Source organism: Phytobacter sp. (assembly GCF_059074235.1).
The window spans coordinates 1,176,074-1,195,446 of the sequence record NZ_JCACPZ010000008.1; the positions used below are offsets into that span (position 1 = coordinate 1,176,074).

The window sequence follows — 19,373 nt, forward strand, 5'->3', positions numbered from 1 at the left end:
GCGCGGTCAATTCCTTAGCCTTGCCTCGTACCAGTGAAAACGAGGCAAACAATGACCCTTTCAACAGACCTGTCCCTTCTAAATGACCCTCGCCGACAGGCTCGCCTGCTTTACTGGCAGGGGTTCGCCGTGCCGCAGATATGCGAGATGTTGCAGGTCAAGCGCCCGACGGTGCAGAGCTGGAAACAGCGTGACGGATGGGAGGAGACCGCGCCCCTCAATCGTGTCGAATCGACACTTGAGGCGCGGCTTATTCAGCTTTACGCGAAGCCCGACCTGACCCCGCATGATTTTAAAGTCGCCGATTTTCTGTCTCGCCAGATGGAGCGCCTTGCGCGTGTGAACCGCTACGGACAGACCGGAAATGAGGTGGATTTAAACCCCAATATTGCCAGCCGCAATAAAGCGGATCGCAAGAAGCCAAAGCGTAATTTCTTCAGTGATGAAGCCATTGAAAAACTTGAGGAAATATTCTTTGACCAGTCATTTGAGTACCAGCTCAACTGGCACAGGGCAGGGCTGGCGCACCGCATCCGCCACATTCTGAAATCGCGCCAGATTGGCGCAACGTTCTACTTTGCGCGTGAGTCGCTGCTACGCGCCCTGAAGACCGGGCAAAACCAGATTTTTTTATCTGCCAGTAAAACGCAGGCTTATGTTTTTCGTAAGTACATCATTGCCTTTGCGCGCCTGGTGGATGTTGATCTGTCCGGCGACCCGATTGTCATCGGCAACAACGGCGCAGAGCTGATTTTTCTTGGCACCAACTCCAACACCGCGCAAAGCCATAACGGCGACTTGTATGTCGATGAAATTTTCTGGATCCCCAATTTCCAGCGGCTGCGCAAAGTGGCCTCGGGCATGGCGTCACAGTCTCACCTGCGCACGACCTATTTTTCGACCCCCTCCACGCTGGCACACGGTGCCTATCCCTTCTGGTCAGGCGAACTGTTTAACCGGGGGCGCAGCAGCGCAGCCGAGCGCGTCGACATCGATATCAGTCATCAGGCGCTTGCCGGTGGCGTGTTATGTCCTGATGGACAGTGGCGGCAGATTGTCACCATTGAGGATGCGCTCGCCGGGGGCTGTACCCTGTTTAACCTCGACCAGCTTAAGCAGGAAAACAGCGCTGACGATTTCCGCAACCTCTTCATGTGCGAGTTTGTTGACGACAAAGCCTCGGTATTCCCGTTCGAGGAGCTACAGCGTTGCATGGTCGACATGATGGAAGAGTGGGAAGACTTCGAGCCATTCTCCGAACGGCCATTCGCCTGGCGTCCGGTCTGGATTGGATATGACCCGTCACACACCGGCGACAGTGCCGGGTGCGCGGTACTGGCTCCGCCGGTGGTTGCCGGGGGCAAGTTCCGTATTCTGGAGCGTCACCAGTGGAAAGGCATGGACTTTGCCGCGCAGGCCGAAGCCATCCGCTCACTCACGGAAAAATACACGGTCGACTACATCGGCATTGATGCCACGGGCATCGGCCAGGGGGTTTTTCAGCTAGTGCGCTCCTTCTTCCCGGCTGCACGCGCCATCCGCTACACACCTGAAATGAAAACCGCGATGGTGCTCAAAGCAAAAGACACCATAAGGCGCGGCTGTCTGGAATATGACGCCGGTGCAACCGACATCACGCAGTCATTTATGGCTATCCGCAAGACCATGACGAGCAGCGGGCGCAGCTCTACCTATGAAGCCAGCCGCAGCGAAGAAGCCAGCCACGCAGACATCGCCTGGGCGACCATGCACGCCCTGTTAAATGAACCGCTCTCCGCCGGTAGCGGGATGCACTCCACTTCCATTCTGGATATTAACTAAGATGAAAAAACGCCAAAAGAAAACCACCACATTAACCGCGAGCGCCCCGCAGAAAATGGAGGCGTTTACATTCGGTGAACCGTCCCCCGTGCTCGACCGGCGTGACATTCTGGATTATGTCGAATGTGTCCATAACGGCAGGTGGTATGAGCCGCCCGTCAATTTCTCGGGGCTGGCAAAAAGTCTGCGCGCCGCTGTACACCACAGCTCCCCGATTTACGTGAAACGCAATATCATCGTGAGCACCTATATTCCGCACCCGTTACTGTCGCGTCAGGACTTCAGCCGCCTGGTGCTGGATTATCTGGTGTTTGCTAACGCCTATCTTGAAAAACGTATGAGCGTCACCGGCCAGCTCCTGAAACTGGAGACCAGCCCGGCCAAATACACGCGCCGTGGCGTTGAGGAGGATGTTTACTGGTATGTGCCAAGCTTCATCACTCCGCATGAGTTTGCGCCCGGTTCGGTGTGTCACCTCCTTGAACCTGATATTAATCAGGAGATTTACGGGATGCCTGAATATCTGAGCGCACTCAATTCAGCCTGGCTGAATGAATCTGCTACCTTGTTTCGTCGCAAGTATTACCAGAACGGTGCGCACGCGGGCTACATCATGTATGTCACCGACGCGGCACAAAGCAGCACGGATGTTGACGCGTTACGTGATGCAATGCGCAACTCAAAAGGGCTCGGAAACTTTAAAAATCTGTTTTTCTATGCTCCACACGGGAAACCGGATGGCATCAAGATTGTGCCGCTGAGTGAAGTCGCCACCAAAGATGATTTTTTTAACATCAAAAAGGTGAGCGCTGCTGACCTGATGGATGCGCATCGCGTGCCGTTCCAGTTGATGGGGGGCAAGCCTGAAAACATCGCATCACTCGGGGATGTTGAGAAAGTCGCAAAGGTATTTGTTCGCAACGAACTCTCGCCCTTGCAGGAGCGTTTCAAAGAAATTAATGACTGGCTCGGCATTGAAGTGATCCGCTTTAAGGATTACAGCATCGAACCCGATACCGAATAACCTTACCCCCCCCAATAATGCCGCCCTCTGGCGGCATCACCTCACGCGCCATCAGACGCCCCACACGCGCATTATCATCACACGCGAGCACGTCATCATTTTTATTGTGAATACCGCCACCACGGCGCAAACAGGCCACAGGAAAAATAAATTAATTGCACCGTTAGCGCGCAATGCTCTCCCCGCCACGCCTGCCCGCTTGATGGGGCGCTTTTAATGCAGGTGCATCAGCAGCGCCAACCCGCGCCAGCACTGGCGCAGGCTGGCAAGTTCTCACGCAAAAAACGAATGCAAACTCATGCACCTGATGCATGCATGACTAAAAAAAGGAAAAATCGCGCAAAAATGGAATAAAAAAACCGGCATTTTCGGTGCCGGTCTGATGATTAATTCAGGAGTTATCTAAACAATCTCGTAGCACATTGAAACAGCACTAACGCCTCGCAAGGCTCGTTGTTCAACCCCGCCAGCACTGAAAACAAGTTTCAGCACCGGCGGCGTTTGTCATTATATTGCTTAGTTGTCGAGTATCGAAATGACTTCGCCCGTTCGCAGGTCTACACGTCCCGCAACGGTCTGCTTGACCACGCCACCATAAGAATTAGTACCGCGAAACGTTGTTTTCACAATGGCATGTGGGTCTTTGTTCAAAATCAGATGATAGACAGTTTCAACGTGTTTATAAGAAGAGTCATCATTCATGCTGGCCTTTATCAGCTTTTCTAACGGACGATAAGAACCATCCCAGGCACTAAAATTACCCTCAAAAGTATCTAGGTTAATTTTACCGTTAAGCGATTTTGGATCTCTCTTAAAGTCATTGAAACACCAACCGAATACATCATCGAGCTTCAACGAATCATCTTTATTAAAAGTGTACTCGCTTATACAGGCATAAAAAGCATCAACAGAGCTGGAAGGTGCATTTTTGAAGCTAACATAGTCTTTAACGATATCGTGCCGAGTTTGTTTTGGCTCGTTACGATATTCTTTGACGGTTTTTTCTGCGTACTCAAACGTTGGCGCAACTGGTTTCGCAGCAACCTCCGGCACATCATTTTTTACTACATGATGACTTTTTTCCGTCGGCCACACGACTGATCCCACTACACCCAAGGCCACGCAGCTTCCTAAATAAATCGCACTTGAGCGCTTCCGGCTCGGCATCCTGACCAGTGACGGCTTGATTAAACCCACGATAAAAGCAATAAAGAGAGCCAGAGATAAAAATGCTATTACGGTATCCATGATTTTCCTTTGTGTGTAATTCCCATAAAAAACAACCCCATGCTATCAAACATGGGGTCTATGGTTACACAATTTTCAAGGATTAACGCCAGCTCTCGTCTTCCCATACTTCCTGCAGGATACCATCCAGCCGTTCCCGGTCGGACTCACTGTCAAAACCCATGATTTCGACGCCTGTCATTGAGCCTTTTTTTACAGTGACCCGCGAAGACGGGAACACACTTTTTATTCGGCGATTGAGCTCATTTTCAAAAGCGACAACAACAGGTTGTCCTATTTTTTGTTCCTTATCCAACGTGATGTTTATTCTCACTTCATTTTCACTTTTTAATCGTTGATTAATAGGCTCTGAAGAGAACACGACAGAGAAAGAACTACTTTTCAATAAGTTCTCTTTAGCTAATTCGGCTATTAGATTTAATGCAATTTCACGATCCCTTTCCTGACAAACACCTTCTGTTGTCAGACGCGCAATCATCTCGACCCTCTCAAGCATGACATGCTCGCTCAGCTCTCTATCCACGCAACCTCCCACACGAGATACTGTATAAATAAACAGTATCATAAAGTAACAAAAAATGGGAAGAAAAAATTTTGCGAACGCACAGCGTATGTTGATGAAATGATGGCATTAAGTTAAGCACCTAACTTGCTACCAGCCGCTAAATTAGCTACCCGTTTAAGAATATTTTCAGTTCTGGCCTGATGAGATGGCGCAGCTCGTAACAACTCACCGCGAGATGTTCCGCTAAACCATTTACCGTTGAAACAGCTTTTACCACCAGCTATTAAGTGCATTGCTTCACCACGGCTAATTTTTATGCCGGTATTCATCTGCACTTTACGAATGGTCTTCAGCACCACTTCGCTTTGGTCGCCTGCGCCGTGGACAAATGTTTTCTTAAATGGTGGTTTTTTCTTCCTGATCCGGTTCGTCAGCTCTCGCCTTTCACGCCGACTCAGCGGTTTTGATAAATCGAGTGGCGGTTTCTCGCTTTCGCTTCCCGTACAGTTATTGACAGAACTCCGAGGGACGGCGGGGCCGTCCTGAAGGTCAACGGCCAAATCAACGGCACGCTTCGGCACAATCTTCCATTGCGTTAACCGGGTTAGAATTGGGGTGCCGGAACCAACAACAGAATCGTAAACACCACGAATAACGACAGTCTGCTCGCCGTACTGATTAAACTCGCTGCGAGGCTCATAAAGTGTGCGCACCTGCAAATCATCGCGGCGCACGAAAGGCCCACCCTGAGCATTAACGTAATCAGCCCATTCACCAGCATCAGCCGCATCATGAACCGCCGCAAACTCAACACTAAGGCCGTGAGCAGTCTCGCTATCAGCAAGGCGACGCAACTCACGGTATACGGTCACGGGTGCGCCACCGATAAACTGAAACTGCCGAATGTGCCATCGCGCCGCCCAGGCGGAAACTGCGGGCGCAGTCTCTTTAATCAGTGCGCCGCTTTCGTCATCAGTTTCACCATCGAGAGCATAACCATCGATATTTTTCGAAATATATTTAGCAACATATCCCGTCGCGCTGCCTTTTTCCGGGTCAATGGCTTCAGCATGAAAGCGTGCTTTTTTGGCTTTATCGCTTTTCAGTTCGTGGCGGTCTTCTTCCCATGCATAGTTGCGAATGATGAGGCGCACCCGCTCGACATCTTCAGGCAACATAAACATCAGCATGTGCCAATGCGGGGTTGCATCATGGTGCGGCTCTGCGACGCGTATCCCGAAAATACGGATATCTTCCCGATGCAGCTTTGCCCGGATGCGCGCCCATAGGCCTGTAAGATAACCTTGCGTGTCTGAGGGGCTGGCCCCGTTCCATTTACTGTTTCGATAACCCGCCTTAATCGTGGCGTGATATTTTGACGGCGCGGTCAGGGTATAAAACTCACCAACATAGCCAAGCTCATTACAGATATTTTCAAATCCGCGAATGCGGGTCATGAGCTCACAGCGGCGACGTGAAGGGTTAGAAACTGAGCCATCATATTTTTCAATCAGGCTTATACGGTTTCCCTCTTCGTCCTCAAGCTCAAGTCCTTTGAGATATTCACGAGTTCGGCGCTTCTGTTCGCGCCAGTCGGTGACGCAGTTTTTACTCGCATACACATGTTTTTTCTTGCTGACATTGCCGACAGCAATCTGCAGATGTTCGCGCCATGCAGCCGCAACACGACGCAGACGGCCACGCCACCATGTTTCGGTAAACATGCGAATAACGGCGGGGGCAATGTCATCCTGATTGAAAACTTTGCCTGCCACCCGCTCCCAATGGGGAGGGGTAACATTGAATTGACGCGCAATATACCCGGCACACATATACCAGGCATAAAGCGTTTTGAGCTCACCGAAATCACTGTCATCAATATTGGCAAGCTCACCACGAATGAAGTTCGCTATATCAGCAGCCAATAGATCAACATCGGCGCGCGACATATCCGGGAGGTGATTATATCTGGCGACCATATTAACCATTCGCGATGCCAGATATTGCATAAGCTGGGTATCAAAATGACCATCGAAAACAGCGGCAGATACATTGCTGTTGATACCCGCACACTTGTATTTTTTTGCCACCAGTTCAAGGCGTGGCAATGCCTTTTTACAAAAGCTGATTAAAAAAGCATTGGCGCGCTGACTGCCCTGATTTTGCTCAAGCACGGCAACGGTGCGATAAACATCAAAGCGCACACATTCAGGCTGTAGGGAAAGTACTTTCTTTGCATGCAGCAAAGCCGCGAACATACGATCGCGGCGATACTGTTGGTCATAGGTTAGATATGGGCTGGCTATTGCCGACAGTGGAGCATTCCACGGGTAAGCATATTTAACACTTACCAGCATAAATCCCCCGCCTGGCGGTGTTGCATGCTTAGCTGATTATTCATCGTCTACGCTCCGCCATTTTATGCCAGCTTCATTCATCGCTTGCTCATAAAGCGATGCGACTTTACCTCCGCCGTAGTGCTTCCAGATAGTAGGAATAGTGACAATTGATTTTTGGAATTTTTGAAGTGTTTCCGCTGCGTAATCTGCGAGCATTAGCATATTTGCCATTTTCGCCGCTTCAGGCTCAGGGCGCTGACGGTAGAACTCAAGGGCGCGCTGCAACCGCGTGCGCAATTCCGCCACTTCCAGTGTTGTTAACTTGTTATTAGTCATTCAATGAAACTCCTGTGATTCGTTTTCATAGCGAGCGGCTTCGCGGCGCAGGAGTTCAGCGGCTTCCGTCCCGCTCATGCCCTCTTTGGTGATATGGATAGCCAGCGCCTCAAGGCGGATTGAAACGGCTAAAGCGCGGTCTTTACGCTCTTCTTTTTTGGCTTCTTTAAACAAAGTCGTTAGCACATCATCGTTAGCACCGCTGGGCGTTGATAAGAAAACAGTTCGACTCATAAAACCTCCTGAATTTGGGCAAAGAAATGCCCGACGGGTTGACGCCATTAATTACGGGTTTATTTATTCAGCTAATATGCAATCATGAATTGAAAATCGGCGAGGCAAAATACTTCCCCACCGCGTTATTTTATTCATAGCTTCGATGATTAACTTACGACGTTCGACATCGAAATACTCAAAAGGCTGACCTACTTCATCACTGCGGAATACTCCTGGCTTCTCGCGATTCGCCAGCGTCATAACCACAAATTTAAAGTTTTCATCTAGTTTGTTGAAATTACGCAACGTGCGATTTTCAGTTAGTCTTAATTTCTGATGAAAACGTGCGAGACACTCCTCGCCGGTCATTGTTTCAGGTTTATCAGCAATACAGTCAACAGTATTAAATAACTTTGCCTCTGGATTATTCTGAGCGGCATTTAAAGTTCCGTTCATTTTTTCCCCCGAAACATATTTACAAAACGCCCAAACCTATTTTGTTTGTGTTGCGTCAAGCCGCTTAACAGTGCTGACTGGTCGATCGCTGGATGCCAACGCTTGCCATCATTACCAGTTATCCATCCGTGCCCGTAATGCATTGCAGGGCTTTGCTTAACGAGTAGTGATGCGAAAGATGGTTCATTTTTCAACATAACCACCTCACATAAGGCCGAATGTCGCACCGATACCACTCATGGTATCAACTGCGCTTGCCATAGCCGGATTAACCTGGAGCCGCGCTTGCAGTGCGAGAGCTGAAAGCGAGAGCATGCGAATACCAGCATTAACGCTTTCAATCATATTGCTCTTACGAGACGGGGTAAGACGCTCTGTAGACACGGCACCGCTCGCCAGTTCGCCGAGCTCACTCATTGCACGCATGACATAGGACTGCAATTTGTCTTTTGATAATTCGTTGACCGGCACGCATGGCAGACAATGCATCTGAGCCAGAAAGCCATCAACGAGAGTTGAGTCTTCGGTCAGGTCTGTCAGAGTCCAGATCTCGCGTGGCGTTAACTGGTGCGGTTGCTCTGGGTTGAGTTTGTTGTAAAGCGTATGCGGTTTGATACCAGCCTCTAAAGCCAACGCCTTAACGTTGTGAGTTGCTGCAAATTTCCTGCAAGCATCATCGAAGTGTGTATGTGACGAAACGCGAAAATCTAACATGCTGCATCCTTACAATTCACATAAAGTGAATTACGCACCAATAATGAGCTGAAAACGGGAATGCCCCAACGCCTTACGCAATTGATCCTCTTTCCACCGAGCGTAATAAATGCGAACAGGACCACCGGCTTTTTTACAGCCTTTACGGATTTTACGAGGTTCGATTGGCACGCACGGGTTGTCACCTGTTGTCCAACGATAAGCAGTACGTTCCGAGACTCCCTCAAGCTCTGCAAACTGTTGCAGAGACACCATAGGAGCTGGGATTTTGAATATTGCGATTTCTGAAGCCATGTTGCATCATTCCCCTTTTGCCAACATTTGCCAAATGGTTGCCAACGTTTGCCACTAATTGCCACCATCGATTGCGATACTAATATTAATTTTAGCATCGCGCAACACAAGGATTCCATTTCTAATGCTAGATGCCAATTTTAATAACGAAGCGTTACTAAATCGGATATGTGAGGTTTACGGATTTACTCAGAAAATCCAGCTTGCTAATCATTTCAAAATCGCGCCGAGCTCCTTACAGAATCGCTACACGCGCGGCAATATGTCCTACGATTTCGCAGTTCATTGCGCTCTGGAAACGGGAGCGGATCTACGCTGGCTTATGACTGGTGAGGGTAATAAAAATCTTTCGCCTGATGAATCCAGCCCTTCACTTGAGCTTGCCTACTTCACTTTAAGTGAAGGCAGCCTTGTTAATGTTGGTTTTTTACGTCTGGATAGTCAGCTATTCGGCAAGCAACTGAAAAGTGCAATTTGTATCAAACACGAAAGCAGCAGTTACATCACCGAAAGAGACTCTTCTATAGCTGATGGTCAATGGGTTGTAGATGTTGAAGGCTCAATTAGCATGCGAGACATCACTGTCCTACCTGGAAAAAGACTTCACGTAGCCGGTGGCAAAGTGCCTTTTGAATGTGGGAATGATGAGATAAAAATGATCGGCCGCGTGATAGGTATTTATAGCGAGGTTAATTGATGGCCGTCCGTAAAAATGCAAATGGCGGTTGGATATGCGAGCTATATCCGAATGGAGCAAAGGGCAAACGCATCAGAAAGAAATTCGCAACTAAAGGTGAGGCGTTATCTTTCGAGCAACACACAGTACAAAATCCGTGGCGAGAAGAGAACGAAGACCGACGAACGCTTAAAGACCTTGTTGATTCATGGTTCAGCGCACACGGAATTACCCTTAAGGATGGCCTAAAGCGCCAGCTAGCTATGCAACACGCCTTTGATTGCATGGGTGAACCGCTAGCCCGAGATTTCGATGCACAAATGTTTTCTCGTTATCGAGAGAAACGCCTTAAGGGTGATTACGCTCGCTCAAATAGAGTGAAAGAGGTATCACCGCGCACACTAAACCTTGAACTCGCATATTTTCGGGCGGTATTTAATGAACTAAATCGCCTCGGTGAATGGAAAGGCGAGAATCCGCTTAAAAATATGCGGCCTTTCCGTACTGAAGAAATGGAAATGGCTTGGCTAACGCACGACCAGATATCGCTACTGCTAGGAGAGTGCAAGCGGCATGACCACCCTGATTTAGAAACAGTGGTAAGAATCTGCCTCGCCACTGGCGCACGATGGTCTGAAGCTGAAGGGCTAAAAAAATCTCAGCTATCCGAATACAAGATTACCTTTACAAAAACGAAGGGTAAAAAAAACCGAACAGTTCCAATTAGCCAGGCGCTTTATAAAGCATTAGTAGAAGATAAAAAGAGTAAACTTTTCACCGATTGTTATGGCGCATTTCGCTCAGCATTCGAAAGAACCGGTATAGAGTTGCCTCCCGGCCAGCTAACCCATGTATTGCGCCATACCTTTGCCAGCCACTTTATGATGAATGGAGGTAACATTTTGGTGCTGCAGCGAGTGCTCGGTCATACTGACATAAAAATGACTATGCGTTATGCGCACTTCGCGCCTGACCATTTAGAGGACGCGGTTAAACTAAATCCTCTGGCTATGAGTGGCGATAAAATGGCGATGTAAATGGCAAATGTTGGCAATGTTCTGGCAAACAATGGCAAACTATGTCAATGATAAATAACGCAAACTATTGATTTTCGGTTGTCCCTGTAGGAACTCATAATCGCTTGGTCGCTGGTTCAAGTCCAGCAGGGGCCACCACTCTTTCTTTTTAAATCAACCACTTCCCTCCTTAGTCTCAACTTTTTCCTGTTATCCACACGCCATATTTATTCAGTCACATGAACCAACCGCATCCATTGCAGCTTTACCCTGCAAAATCACGTTTTGATTCGTCCAGACCGAACCTTTTTTAACATGCACGTCCTGTAGACTCACCAACAGCGGATTCGCCTCGTTATACCCCTCAAAAATAAAGTCCCCGGCAGTCAGAACCCTGACATTACGGAAGACGATATTCTGAAACTCAGGTATCTGTTGCCCACGGGCATTGCTGTCATAGCGGGTGTTCAGGGAAATGGGGTTTTTCACATTCTGCATACAAACATTGTCGTAGGTTACGCCGGTGACCAGGCCACCGCGAGAGCGGTCACTTTTAATGCGCAGACCATTAGTCGTGCCATCCAGGATGAGCCCTTTGACGGTTACATCGCTAACCCCTTTATTGACTTCGCTCCCGATAGACATGCCATGCCCGGCACCAAAGCGGTTATCCAGAATCGAAATGTGGGACGATTCTTGATGACCCGCCTTAACCGCAACGTTGTCATCTCCGGTACTAATATTGCTGTATGCCAGGGTGACATTTTTTGATCCCATAGGATCAAAGCCATCGGTATTACGGGCAGTCGCCGGTGTATCAATGGTGATACCCCACAGCGTTACCCCGTCAGTGTTATTACTGACCACATGGAAATTAGGCGAGTTCTTTAAGATTATCTGATATAGGGTGATGTTTTCTGAGTGATCGATTTGAATTAGCCGGGGCGCGTTCTGCTTCATGTTTCTCTTTTTAGCATCAGCCGCCAGTTGCCACCAGCTCTGGCTCTTCCCGGCCATAGGAGTATCCCCTTGACCGTCTATCGTTCCTCGCCCGTAAATACCACTGCCGGACGCGTTTTTTATCAGGATAAAAGGCTGACAACCGTTGCCTGAATCATCCAGGGTACCACAGCTATTTTTCCCGGCATCAAACAAGGAAGGATTGGCAATCGCTTTCAGCGTCACCCTGGCATCAATCAACAGACTGACTCCCGAGGGCAGACTCAGTGGCCCGCTGTAAAACACGTTATTCCCCTTCGAGGCCACCAGGCTAACGGCCTTGCCTTTCGCACAATGCTCAAGCGCAACCTGGATACTCGTCGTAGAATCGACTAAATTATCAGCCTGAAGCACGGTACAGATTTGAGGGGGTAAAGGTTCGCTGACGTGGCGAGTATCCCCCGCCTGAACAGAAGTCGTATGGGCAATAAACATGAGCAGTGCCAGGCATACAGGGTGTTGCACAGAACAAGAATTTTTCATTTTGTACCCTTTCAAGCTGCTCGCCAGTTCTTCATAAAAAGAGGCGGATCACACTATGGGCGATTTTAATCTAAGTTTTACCCTCTCATCTTTTTAACGCACGATTAATGACGATTCGTTTAAATAAGTAACGTAAAATACTTCTCTTTTGATCATTAAATTTGCGTTAAGTTTAAAAATGTCGATTATCGGAATGTCTTCCCACACACAAAAAAAGCACCTGCATCGCTATTTTTTCCTTTTTCTATTAGCTTCGGTACTTGTTCAGCTCTATCCCGTTTTATGCACACAACCAATAAGATTCGCATTACGTATATTTCTGTGTAATGTATTTTTAATATTGGGTGCAGCAGCAATATACCGTCACTGGGCCGGGAAACTCACATCCATAGCTCTGACGCTGATGCTTACCCTCAATTTTGCAATATCGTTCGCAACATGGAGGGTCTATCAGAGCGAATTTAATACTGTCTTCGCAATGAGTATGTTTTCAACAGACGCGCGAGAAATAGACAGTATGTCAGGCATGTATCTAAATTTACTGCCTTTTGTCATCGGCTACGCTGCAATAACCTATCTGGCGATAAAAACCACAGCCGCGCATATTTCATCTCGTGTCAAACGTATCTCGACTGGACTTTTAGGCCTGTTTTTTCTGATATGCATTACCAATAACGTGCTCAAAGAGCGAGTTGATCTCGAAGTCTATTATCCTCTGAGTTCAAGAGTGCTGACCTGGACACCGTTTTATGTTGGTTCTGAATTGATTATCGCCCAGCGCGATAACAAGCTGGCTGAGAATATTCATCGGGCGAATGTGGTTTACCCCACCCTGGAGAGAAAAGAGACAGGTATTGAGAACTACGTTGTCATCGTCGGTGAATCAGCACGTCGTAGCAACCTGAGTCTGTATGGCTTTGGGCTTGAAACAACCCCCGTAGAATCCAGCATGCGTCAAAATATGTTGGTATTCGAGCGTGCCCGGGCACCAGCATCCGCCACGGTGTTTGCCGTACCAATGATACTGAGCAAAGCCGACCCCGATCACTTCACTGAAGACAGGCTTGCCGACAACATTATCAATATTGCCAATAAAACCGGTTTCAACACATCCTGGATCAGTGCGCAGGGAAACTCCGGGAAAAGTAACAACTATATTGTTGCCATCGCCTCTCTCAGCCAACATGCGCAATGGATCACTACGCATTATGATGATGAGCTGCTACCTGCATTTGATAAAGCGCTGGCAGCGCCAGGCCGCAAGCTTATTTTTCTACATATTAATGGTAGCCACGAAATCGCATGCGATCGTTATCCAGCATCAGCCACCTGGTTCCACACCAATAATAAATATGAAGACTGCTACAACAACGCGATTCGCTTTACCGACCATTTCATCGGTGAAGTGGCAAAAAGGCTAAACGGTAGCGCGTCATCATTGCTCTATTTTTCAGATCATGGCCTGGAGAAAAATCCCGACCTGGCATCGATTTACATGCACGGCTCACGCAATCCGAGCAAGGAGGCTTTTGATGTGCCGCAATTCATTTGGTACAGCCCGTCCGCGCTGGCCCATCAGACTCGCAGAACCGGTGTTGTCAAAGACCCCTTCTCAACCTCAAATAACTACCAACTCATGTTGAGCTGGTTGGGTGTCTCGACCGGAGAAGCCAACCGAGAATCCCCACTAGAACCCGACTACCAGCCGGCCACCTCTTTCCCGGTTATCGATGGGGGACGGCACATTTTCGAGTACAGCGAACTACGTGCAACCTTTAGCTCAACGGAGCAACCAGCGCATTACCGTAAAACAACCAACGGCTCCTTGTAACATCCCTCAGGTCGATGAAAATGCCGCTCCCTAAGATCAGTGGCATAAACTGGCGGGCTACCTTTTCTGGACTGGGCACACTCTGGTGCCCTTCTCCAAAATTTGAACAACTTCTTAAGCGCAGGCTGCAAACTGATTCGTATAATCTTGAGCCGCGTTGATCTTACTGATGATGCCAAAGTAGATATATCGCACCCAGTTCCAGTACCCTAAATTCCCCGTTGTCCACATTTTTTATGCCTACAAGAAATATTAAAACCTTATTAAGATCATATATTCATTAAGGTTTTACTTAAAATGGTCGTTATAGACTATCTGCAAAAACATTGGCGTGAGTGAAAGCTGACACGGGTTGTCAGCGCCATAAGTAAAATTCTGCTTACCGTGCCAGGAACAACAGGGAACAGCTATGGCTACTTCGGGGAAAAGTCGCTCGGCTGAGCGTTTAGTGGATATTTTGATCACATTACATCTGCATGGCGTTGTCGATCGGCTCGCACTGATGAAAAAGTTCGATATTACGGAGCGTACTGTTTATCGGGATCTCAACACGCTTACGCCTATCGTGGAACATTGCGGTAATGGGCAATATCGTCTGATTGAAGGAGTAGCGAACCGTTCAGGACGCAATCTCCATCACTCTCTGGCTAACCTTCTCAATGCAGACAGTGTATTCCCGGATCGCGGTATCGATTTCTGGCAGAAACTTGATGGCAGACTGGAAGAAAAAAACATCATTATTGGTGGGAATAACGCAGAACATACCGTGGCCATGGATGTGCGCCGTTACATGAGCCTCATTGAAAAAGCGATTCAAAAACGCAGTGTTTGCCTGCTCACCTATAAAGGTAAAAGCCGCACCGTACATCCCTACCAGTTGCTCAATAAAAAGCACATCTGGTATTTACAGGCAACTGAGAACAACAAGTTAAAATCCTTTGCACTCAGCCAGATTAGCTGGTTCGAAGCTAAACAACAGATCTTCAATGCCTGCGAAAATACGCTGGCACTGCTGGAAAAAACGCCTGATCCCTGGCTCAGCGAACACAACTTCCAGGTGAAATTATTCGTTAACCATACCGTGTCGATGTATCTCAAGCGTCGTGATCTATTACCCTCGCAGGAGATCATTCATGAAGATGAACGAGGTATTACTCTGACCTGCCAGGCATCCCATGAAAACCAAATCATTCCGCTGATTTTTTACTGGCTGCCGAATATTGATGTGCTTGAACCGGCATGGTTAAAAAGCAAGGTGCTGAATACCCTGCAAAATTACATCACCACCGTGCGCACACCAGAATGTGAGCAGGAGCCGGGGTAATTCGTTTACCGTGACCACACGCATCGTGAAATGCAACACATAACGCACGCAGTAAAAAAGACGCCCCCATTTACCTGAAAGCGCCCTGGTCGCTTAACTTGCCGGGTCAAACTCAACGTTCACCCGTGCCCGAAGTTCATCTTTCATGTAGGACGTGAAGTATTCCGGGTTCTTAATTACCACCCGGTCTGTGGACTCGATTTTATCGGCCCATCCTGCGACTTTTTTGATGAATTCAGGGTGCCACCCTTCCTGCTCGCCACGGGCAATGATGTCCGTTGAGCTGATCGGCACGCCCAGTTTTTTCAAATAGTTAAACATTCCCTTCGCGGTACTTTCATCCATGGAGTGCGGCGTTGGCGCTGATGTGTTCATACCACCAATGAAATCTAATGCTTTATCAATTACCGTTGGCATATTCATATCCTTAACTTAACCATCTAATAATCACCTCTTCACTATGACCTGAAATTGCAAGGAGTCTGCAACTGATCGCCAAATCTGTTAACTGGACCATAAATCAGTTTCATGCGGGGTGTTTTTTGCTCAACAAGTACCGGAGCCACTATGGCTACTGCATGATTCCTTTCTCATTTATAGAGGATTAATGCCCCCTACTGATTTCGCTCATTTAAAAAATTTCACCTGGTGATTATTCATGATGAAAATACCTCTTAGTATTAAGGCACATGCTTTAATGCCCCATTTCTGGCAGGATGAATTTTGCTAATCGAATGTCTAAAATAAGACATCTTGCGGTTTCGCCTGGCGTATTCCAGCAATAGATATGTACTAAAAAAACTTAACACTATGATAAACAAATGGTTATTACTTTTACCAAAATTGCATATAAACCAGCCACGGTGTTTTGATGCTAAATCATCACCTGCTGAGCGTCATATTCTTCAGTGAAATACCTCATCACTGAGGAAAAATATGCACATTACTGGTTCAGGGATGCCAGGACTTATCCTGGGTTCATTTTCCGTACTCATCATTACAAGGAATGAATAATGACACTGCCCGGACTTAACCCCGAAGCAAATATGCTCGGCTATGATTTCGCTCGGTTCAGCGGTAACGGTGCAACAGGTTTTAATTTTGATGCGTTGGGCGCTGCGATGGACTGCACACGTGATTTTGCGCAGGCGGGGATTATCTATGCTGATGGTCCACAACGTTACCTGGTACGCCCCAGCAAACGCCATCCCAATGGACAAAGCGGCATCGTCACCCATATCGTTGTCACGAAGCCCCCTTCACACGGTTCAAAAAGCAGCGTGGGTAAGTCACTCACCGATGCTGTTTCGGCAACGTCTCTTGGCCCGGAAATCGCCTCAACGGTCCTCTCCTGTGGGGCAATGATTATTACCGCCGGCGTCATGATCACCGGCAGCGTCGCCACGCCGCTCACCGCCGGGACCAGTGGTGCATTGGTCGCGCTCGGCTACGCCGGGGCCGCTGCCACTGGCCTGCAATGCATCAATGGTCTCTATCGTCTGTACGATCTGGTAGAAAATGGCGGTGAAGATGTAACCTGGCTGGATTCACAGGGCTGGTATAACGCAACCTCCACCGCCCTGGATGTCATTTCTCTTGCCAGTGCAGGTGGTGCGCTCAAAGAAGCATTAACCACCTGGCGGGCGATGAAATCCGTCTCCTCGCTGAAGGCATCAAAGTGGCTACAGGATTATCCTCGTCAGGATCGCAAGCGCCTCACCGAACTGATTATTCGCGCGCAGAATCCTGGCATCAGCAATAAAGAGATCAAAGCGCTGATACGTGCAGGCATATACCCGAAACGCTTTCCCATTGAACCGGTGCAAATTGAACTGGCCAGACAGTTAAGTAACCTTGTGACCAGTGCTGCGGCGGTTGCGGGCAGTGCGGTAAGCGGCGTCATTGCCTCACCCGGTAAAATGACCACAACAGGACAATACCTCGTGGACGGTGTCCCAAAAGCGGGGCGTTACATTGTAGGGACTATTCAATCGCTGGCGGTACAGTAATGCGGATTTTCTCACTCATCTCCGGTTGGTATTTTTGCGATCTTCAGGCACACGGTAAAGAGATGGATCAGGTCATTGCCCGGGGTGATAACAGCCTTGTACAACACTCAACACCTGAACTGGAGCGTTGGTTTGATAAACCACCCGCCGAACTCCCCAGGCAGAGCGGTTTCCCGCTGGCGTTTGCACTGCTTTTCTTCCTGATAGCCTTCGCGTGTAACTGGCTCACGCTGATGGCGCTGTTGCCAAAACAGACGCCGCCGGTGAGAGCATTTCTCTTCTTCGTACCCGGAATCCTGTTTATTGTCGGCAACCTGTCCGCCAGCTACCTCATCGCCCGCGGTAAAACCTCGGGGCTCAGGTGGTATGGATGCGTCCATGCCACCTTGACAGTGCTGAGCGTGGTGTTGCTTGTGCTGGTTTTGCTGAACGGAAAAATGCACCATGCGATTCTCATGCTGGCATCACTTCTCGTGATGCTGGCCTGCCGTCATGTGTTAAACGGCCGCGGCTTTATTCTCTTCGTGCTGTATTGCCGCACACAGCGCATGACCACGCTTTCTCGCCGGATGCGGCTGAAATCAGGTCATAAGAAGTAAAAAAAAGCCGCCAGAGCAACATGCATGGCGGCTTCCTATTTTGGCTGGCGGTTATAACCCGGTACTAAAAGTAATCAACCCAAGCACAATGCCCGGCGAGTTTGCGATAACAATCGGCCAGTTTTTTCGTTCACTCAGTAAACCATACGTTACCCACAGCACGCAGTTCACGGCGGCGGCTAACGGCTGTAACGGATTCGTTTTCAGGCCGTTTAAGTTATCCAGAATCAGCGGGATGTAGGAAATATACATAAAACAACAGGCAACGGTGGCTATCCAGCCAACAACAAAATGCGCTCTTGAGTACAACATCACTCTTCGCCTTATGACGTGCTTTCGTTTACTCCGTCAACGCGCCGGGCTACGGAATCCCGGTTCACCAGCGTACCCAGATGCGAGAAAATTCTTTCTTCATTTGGGTTCAACAGTATTTCGACCGCGTCACGGATCATGTCGTCCATGGGGACGTGCATCGTCGTCAATGAAGGGGTGAAGTATTTACCAATCACGGAATCATCGAACCCGGCCAGCGAGATATCGCCCGGAAGCGATTTTCCCGCTTCCTGAAACGCCTTAGCGAGACCAATGGCCATGTCGTCGTTGGCCGCCAGTACGCAGGTGAAGGGAATATTTTGCGCGAGCAGCTGGCGCCCGGCTTCATACCCGCTTTCGGTGCTCCAGGCTCCGCGAATCACCAGATTCGGATCCGGGCTGATGCCCGCTTTACGCAGCGCATCGCGATACCCGCGTAAACGCCGCTCTCCGGTTGGTGAACCACAAATGCCCGCCACGAAAGCAATCTGAGTGTGTCCCTGTGCCAGCAGGTGAGCCACCATCTCTTCACTACTGCGCCGATGGTCAATAAAGACGCATTGATTCCGGTTTCTGATAAGTTCCCGATTAATGACAACGATAGGAGTCTGGCTACTGTCAATGATGTCATCCAGCTCACTGACCGTCAGGTATTTGGGGTAGATCATGATGGCTTCACAGCGAAGCTCGAGGAGTAAATCAATCGCATTGCGCTCATCCTGGGCACTGTGCTTACCGTCCGCAAGCACCAGCTGTCGGCTGTGGCTCTCACTGCAGGTTGCGGCATGGTAAATCATGCTGGAAAAGAACGGACCGTTATACAGCCCGTTAGTGATAACCAGCCCCACTGAATTGGTTTTGCTATTGGCAAGATTGCGCGCCAGCAAGTTAGGTCGATACCCGGTATCAGCAACGGCCTGCATGATTCTGGCCTTCACCTCTTCCCGCACGAACACCTTGCCATTCAGCGCGCGCGATACTGTCGCTTTCGACACGCCCGCCAGCCTGGCGACATCCAGTATCGTTACCATAATCAAACCTCAATCAAAGGGTGGCTCACAACGCAGCAAGCCTGCCCGCAGGCAGACCTGATGCGTAAATACACGGCGAAAGATTTCACTCGTGAAGCCCACCGCCTCCTGCGGCAAGACTTCATGACACCATGATCGTG

At 48.8% G+C, this 19,373-nt stretch carries 21 protein-coding genes; 8 read left to right on the forward strand and 13 right to left on the reverse strand.

The window, feature by feature from the left end:
• The first annotated feature begins 51 nt into the window (after positions 1 to 51).
• On the forward strand, positions 52 to 1,821 hold the full coding sequence (locus tag AC5JPW_RS23450) for a terminase ATPase subunit family protein (RefSeq protein ID WP_494243518.1): 1,770 nt from the start codon (positions 52 to 54) through the stop codon (positions 1,819 to 1,821).
• A gap of 1 nt (position 1,822) precedes the next feature.
• Positions 1,823 to 2,845, forward strand: a complete 1,023-nt coding sequence (locus AC5JPW_RS23455; RefSeq protein WP_494243519.1) for a phage portal protein — start codon at positions 1,823 to 1,825, stop codon at positions 2,843 to 2,845.
• Between the two features lie 516 nt (positions 2,846 to 3,361).
• Here AC5JPW_RS23455 and AC5JPW_RS23460 read toward each other — a convergent pair.
• From AC5JPW_RS23460 to AC5JPW_RS23500, 9 genes are all read right to left on the reverse strand, one after another.
• Positions 3,362 to 4,093: a hypothetical protein gene (locus tag AC5JPW_RS23460; protein WP_494243521.1), complete on the reverse strand. Its 732-nt coding sequence runs from the start codon at positions 4,091 to 4,093 to the stop codon at positions 3,362 to 3,364.
• An 82-nt stretch (positions 4,094 to 4,175) separates the two neighbouring features.
• Entirely contained in the window at positions 4,176 to 4,616 is a 441-nt protein-coding gene (locus tag AC5JPW_RS23465) for a DinI-like family protein (protein ID WP_494243523.1), read from the reverse strand.
• Between the two features lie 113 nt (positions 4,617 to 4,729).
• On the reverse strand, positions 4,730 to 6,955 hold the full coding sequence (locus AC5JPW_RS23470) for a replication endonuclease (RefSeq protein ID WP_494243525.1): 2,226 nt from the start codon (positions 6,953 to 6,955) through the stop codon (positions 4,730 to 4,732).
• 36 nt (positions 6,956 to 6,991) lie between these two features.
• Positions 6,992 to 7,273, reverse strand: coding sequence for a hypothetical protein (locus AC5JPW_RS23475; RefSeq protein WP_494243527.1), 282 nt, complete (start codon positions 7,271 to 7,273; stop codon positions 6,992 to 6,994).
• Positions 7,274 to 7,507: a DUF2732 family protein gene (locus AC5JPW_RS23480; RefSeq protein WP_494243529.1), complete on the reverse strand. Its 234-nt coding sequence runs from the start codon at positions 7,505 to 7,507 to the stop codon at positions 7,274 to 7,276.
• A 63-nt stretch (positions 7,508 to 7,570) separates the two neighbouring features.
• Positions 7,571 to 7,858, reverse strand: coding sequence for a hypothetical protein (locus AC5JPW_RS23485; RefSeq protein WP_494243937.1), 288 nt, complete (start codon positions 7,856 to 7,858; stop codon positions 7,571 to 7,573).
• A gap of 83 nt (positions 7,859 to 7,941) precedes the next feature.
• Entirely contained in the window at positions 7,942 to 8,142 is a 201-nt protein-coding gene (locus tag AC5JPW_RS23490; RefSeq protein ID WP_494243531.1) for a phage filamentation protein Fil family protein, read from the reverse strand.
• A 7-nt stretch (positions 8,143 to 8,149) separates the two neighbouring features.
• Complete coding sequence (locus tag AC5JPW_RS23495) at positions 8,150 to 8,659, reverse strand: phage regulatory CII family protein (protein ID WP_494243533.1); 510 nt, start codon at positions 8,657 to 8,659, stop codon at positions 8,150 to 8,152.
• A gap of 30 nt (positions 8,660 to 8,689) precedes the next feature.
• Positions 8,690 to 8,953, reverse strand: a complete 264-nt coding sequence (locus AC5JPW_RS23500) for a hypothetical protein (RefSeq protein WP_494243535.1) — start codon at positions 8,951 to 8,953, stop codon at positions 8,690 to 8,692.
• A 124-nt stretch (positions 8,954 to 9,077) separates the two neighbouring features.
• On the opposite strand from AC5JPW_RS23500, the gene AC5JPW_RS23505 reads away from it, so the two are divergent.
• Both AC5JPW_RS23505 and AC5JPW_RS23510 read left to right on the forward strand, forming a co-directional pair.
• Positions 9,078 to 9,650, forward strand: coding sequence for a phage repressor protein CI (locus AC5JPW_RS23505; RefSeq protein WP_494243536.1), 573 nt, complete (start codon positions 9,078 to 9,080; stop codon positions 9,648 to 9,650).
• A complete protein-coding gene (locus AC5JPW_RS23510) occupies positions 9,650 to 10,666 on the forward strand; it encodes a phage integrase (protein ID WP_494243537.1) in 1,017 nt (338 codons plus the stop codon). The genes AC5JPW_RS23505 and AC5JPW_RS23510 overlap by 1 nt, the downstream gene beginning before the upstream one ends.
• A gap of 210 nt (positions 10,667 to 10,876) precedes the next feature.
• Here AC5JPW_RS23510 and AC5JPW_RS23515 read toward each other — a convergent pair whose 3' ends face one another.
• On the reverse strand, positions 10,877 to 12,127 hold the full coding sequence (locus AC5JPW_RS23515) for a glycoside hydrolase family 28 protein (protein ID WP_494243539.1): 1,251 nt from the start codon (positions 12,125 to 12,127) through the stop codon (positions 10,877 to 10,879).
• Between the two features lie 193 nt (positions 12,128 to 12,320).
• Between AC5JPW_RS23515 and AC5JPW_RS23520 the strand changes: the two genes are divergently transcribed.
• Positions 12,321 to 13,958 carry a phosphoethanolamine transferase family protein gene (locus AC5JPW_RS23520; protein WP_494243939.1) on the forward strand — a complete coding sequence of 546 codons (1,638 nt, stop codon included), beginning with the start codon at positions 12,321 to 12,323 and terminating at the stop codon, positions 13,956 to 13,958.
• 409 nt (positions 13,959 to 14,367) lie between these two features.
• The gene (locus AC5JPW_RS23525; protein WP_494243541.1) at positions 14,368 to 15,282 is read left to right on the forward strand and encodes a helix-turn-helix transcriptional regulator; all 915 of its coding nucleotides are present in this window, start codon (positions 14,368 to 14,370) and stop codon (positions 15,280 to 15,282) included.
• Between the two features lie 93 nt (positions 15,283 to 15,375).
• Here AC5JPW_RS23525 and AC5JPW_RS23530 read toward each other — a convergent pair whose 3' ends face one another.
• Positions 15,376 to 15,699 carry a DUF1889 family protein gene (locus AC5JPW_RS23530; RefSeq protein ID WP_494243543.1) on the reverse strand — a complete coding sequence of 108 codons (324 nt, stop codon included), beginning with the start codon at positions 15,697 to 15,699 and terminating at the stop codon, positions 15,376 to 15,378.
• Positions 15,700 to 16,295: 596 nt separating this feature from the next.
• Here AC5JPW_RS23530 and ssp4 point away from each other — a divergent pair.
• Complete coding sequence (gene ssp4 / locus AC5JPW_RS23535) at positions 16,296 to 17,291, forward strand: Ssp4 family T6SS effector (protein ID WP_494243545.1); 996 nt, start codon at positions 16,296 to 16,298, stop codon at positions 17,289 to 17,291.
• A 62-nt stretch (positions 17,292 to 17,353) separates the two neighbouring features.
• Positions 17,354 to 17,890, forward strand: a complete 537-nt coding sequence (locus tag AC5JPW_RS23540; protein WP_494243547.1) for a hypothetical protein — start codon at positions 17,354 to 17,356, stop codon at positions 17,888 to 17,890.
• 51 nt (positions 17,891 to 17,941) lie between these two features.
• Here AC5JPW_RS23540 and AC5JPW_RS23545 read toward each other — a convergent pair whose 3' ends face one another.
• Positions 17,942 to 18,202: a SemiSWEET family transporter gene (locus AC5JPW_RS23545; protein ID WP_494243548.1), complete on the reverse strand. Its 261-nt coding sequence runs from the start codon at positions 18,200 to 18,202 to the stop codon at positions 17,942 to 17,944.
• An 11-nt stretch (positions 18,203 to 18,213) separates the two neighbouring features.
• On the reverse strand, positions 18,214 to 19,233 hold the full coding sequence (locus AC5JPW_RS23550; RefSeq protein WP_494243550.1) for a LacI family DNA-binding transcriptional regulator: 1,020 nt from the start codon (positions 19,231 to 19,233) through the stop codon (positions 18,214 to 18,216).
• Between the last annotated feature and the right edge of the window lie 140 nt (positions 19,234 to 19,373).

Excerpts from the sequence above, each read along its gene's own strand:
- AC5JPW_RS23550 (WP_494243550.1), bottom strand. The coding sequence starts at position 19,233 with ATGGTAACGATACTGGATGTCGCCAGGCTGGCGGGCGTGTCGAAAGCG.
- AC5JPW_RS23450 (WP_494243518.1), top strand. The coding sequence starts at position 52 with ATGACCCTTTCAACAGACCTGTCCCTTCTAAATGACCCTCGCCGACAG.
- AC5JPW_RS23525 (WP_494243541.1), top strand. The coding sequence starts at position 14,368 with ATGGCTACTTCGGGGAAAAGTCGCTCGGCTGAGCGTTTAGTGGATATT.
- AC5JPW_RS23545 (WP_494243548.1), bottom strand. The coding sequence starts at position 18,202 with ATGTTGTACTCAAGAGCGCATTTTGTTGTTGGCTGGATAGCCACCGTT.
- AC5JPW_RS23515 (WP_494243539.1), bottom strand. The coding sequence starts at position 12,127 with ATGAAAAATTCTTGTTCTGTGCAACACCCTGTATGCCTGGCACTGCTC.
- AC5JPW_RS23485 (WP_494243937.1), bottom strand. The coding sequence starts at position 7,858 with ATGACCGGCGAGGAGTGTCTCGCACGTTTTCATCAGAAATTAAGACTA.
- AC5JPW_RS23510 (WP_494243537.1), top strand. The coding sequence starts at position 9,650 with ATGGCCGTCCGTAAAAATGCAAATGGCGGTTGGATATGCGAGCTATAT.
- AC5JPW_RS23495 (WP_494243533.1), bottom strand. The coding sequence starts at position 8,659 with ATGTTAGATTTTCGCGTTTCGTCACATACACACTTCGATGATGCTTGC.
- AC5JPW_RS23470 (WP_494243525.1), bottom strand. The coding sequence starts at position 6,955 with ATGCTGGTAAGTGTTAAATATGCTTACCCGTGGAATGCTCCACTGTCG.
- AC5JPW_RS23480 (WP_494243529.1), bottom strand. The coding sequence starts at position 7,507 with ATGAGTCGAACTGTTTTCTTATCAACGCCCAGCGGTGCTAACGATGAT.
- ssp4 (WP_494243545.1), top strand. The coding sequence starts at position 16,296 with ATGACACTGCCCGGACTTAACCCCGAAGCAAATATGCTCGGCTATGAT.
- AC5JPW_RS23475 (WP_494243527.1), bottom strand. The coding sequence starts at position 7,273 with ATGACTAATAACAAGTTAACAACACTGGAAGTGGCGGAATTGCGCACG.
- AC5JPW_RS23520 (WP_494243939.1), top strand. The coding sequence starts at position 12,321 with ATGTCTTCCCACACACAAAAAAAGCACCTGCATCGCTATTTTTTCCTT.
- AC5JPW_RS23490 (WP_494243531.1), bottom strand. The coding sequence starts at position 8,142 with ATGTTGAAAAATGAACCATCTTTCGCATCACTACTCGTTAAGCAAAGC.
- AC5JPW_RS23505 (WP_494243536.1), top strand. The coding sequence starts at position 9,078 with ATGCTAGATGCCAATTTTAATAACGAAGCGTTACTAAATCGGATATGT.
- AC5JPW_RS23540 (WP_494243547.1), top strand. The coding sequence starts at position 17,354 with ATGGATCAGGTCATTGCCCGGGGTGATAACAGCCTTGTACAACACTCA.
- AC5JPW_RS23530 (WP_494243543.1), bottom strand. The coding sequence starts at position 15,699 with ATGCCAACGGTAATTGATAAAGCATTAGATTTCATTGGTGGTATGAAC.
- AC5JPW_RS23460 (WP_494243521.1), bottom strand. The coding sequence starts at position 4,093 with ATGGATACCGTAATAGCATTTTTATCTCTGGCTCTCTTTATTGCTTTT.
- AC5JPW_RS23455 (WP_494243519.1), top strand. The coding sequence starts at position 1,823 with ATGAAAAAACGCCAAAAGAAAACCACCACATTAACCGCGAGCGCCCCG.
- AC5JPW_RS23500 (WP_494243535.1), bottom strand. The coding sequence starts at position 8,953 with ATGGCTTCAGAAATCGCAATATTCAAAATCCCAGCTCCTATGGTGTCT.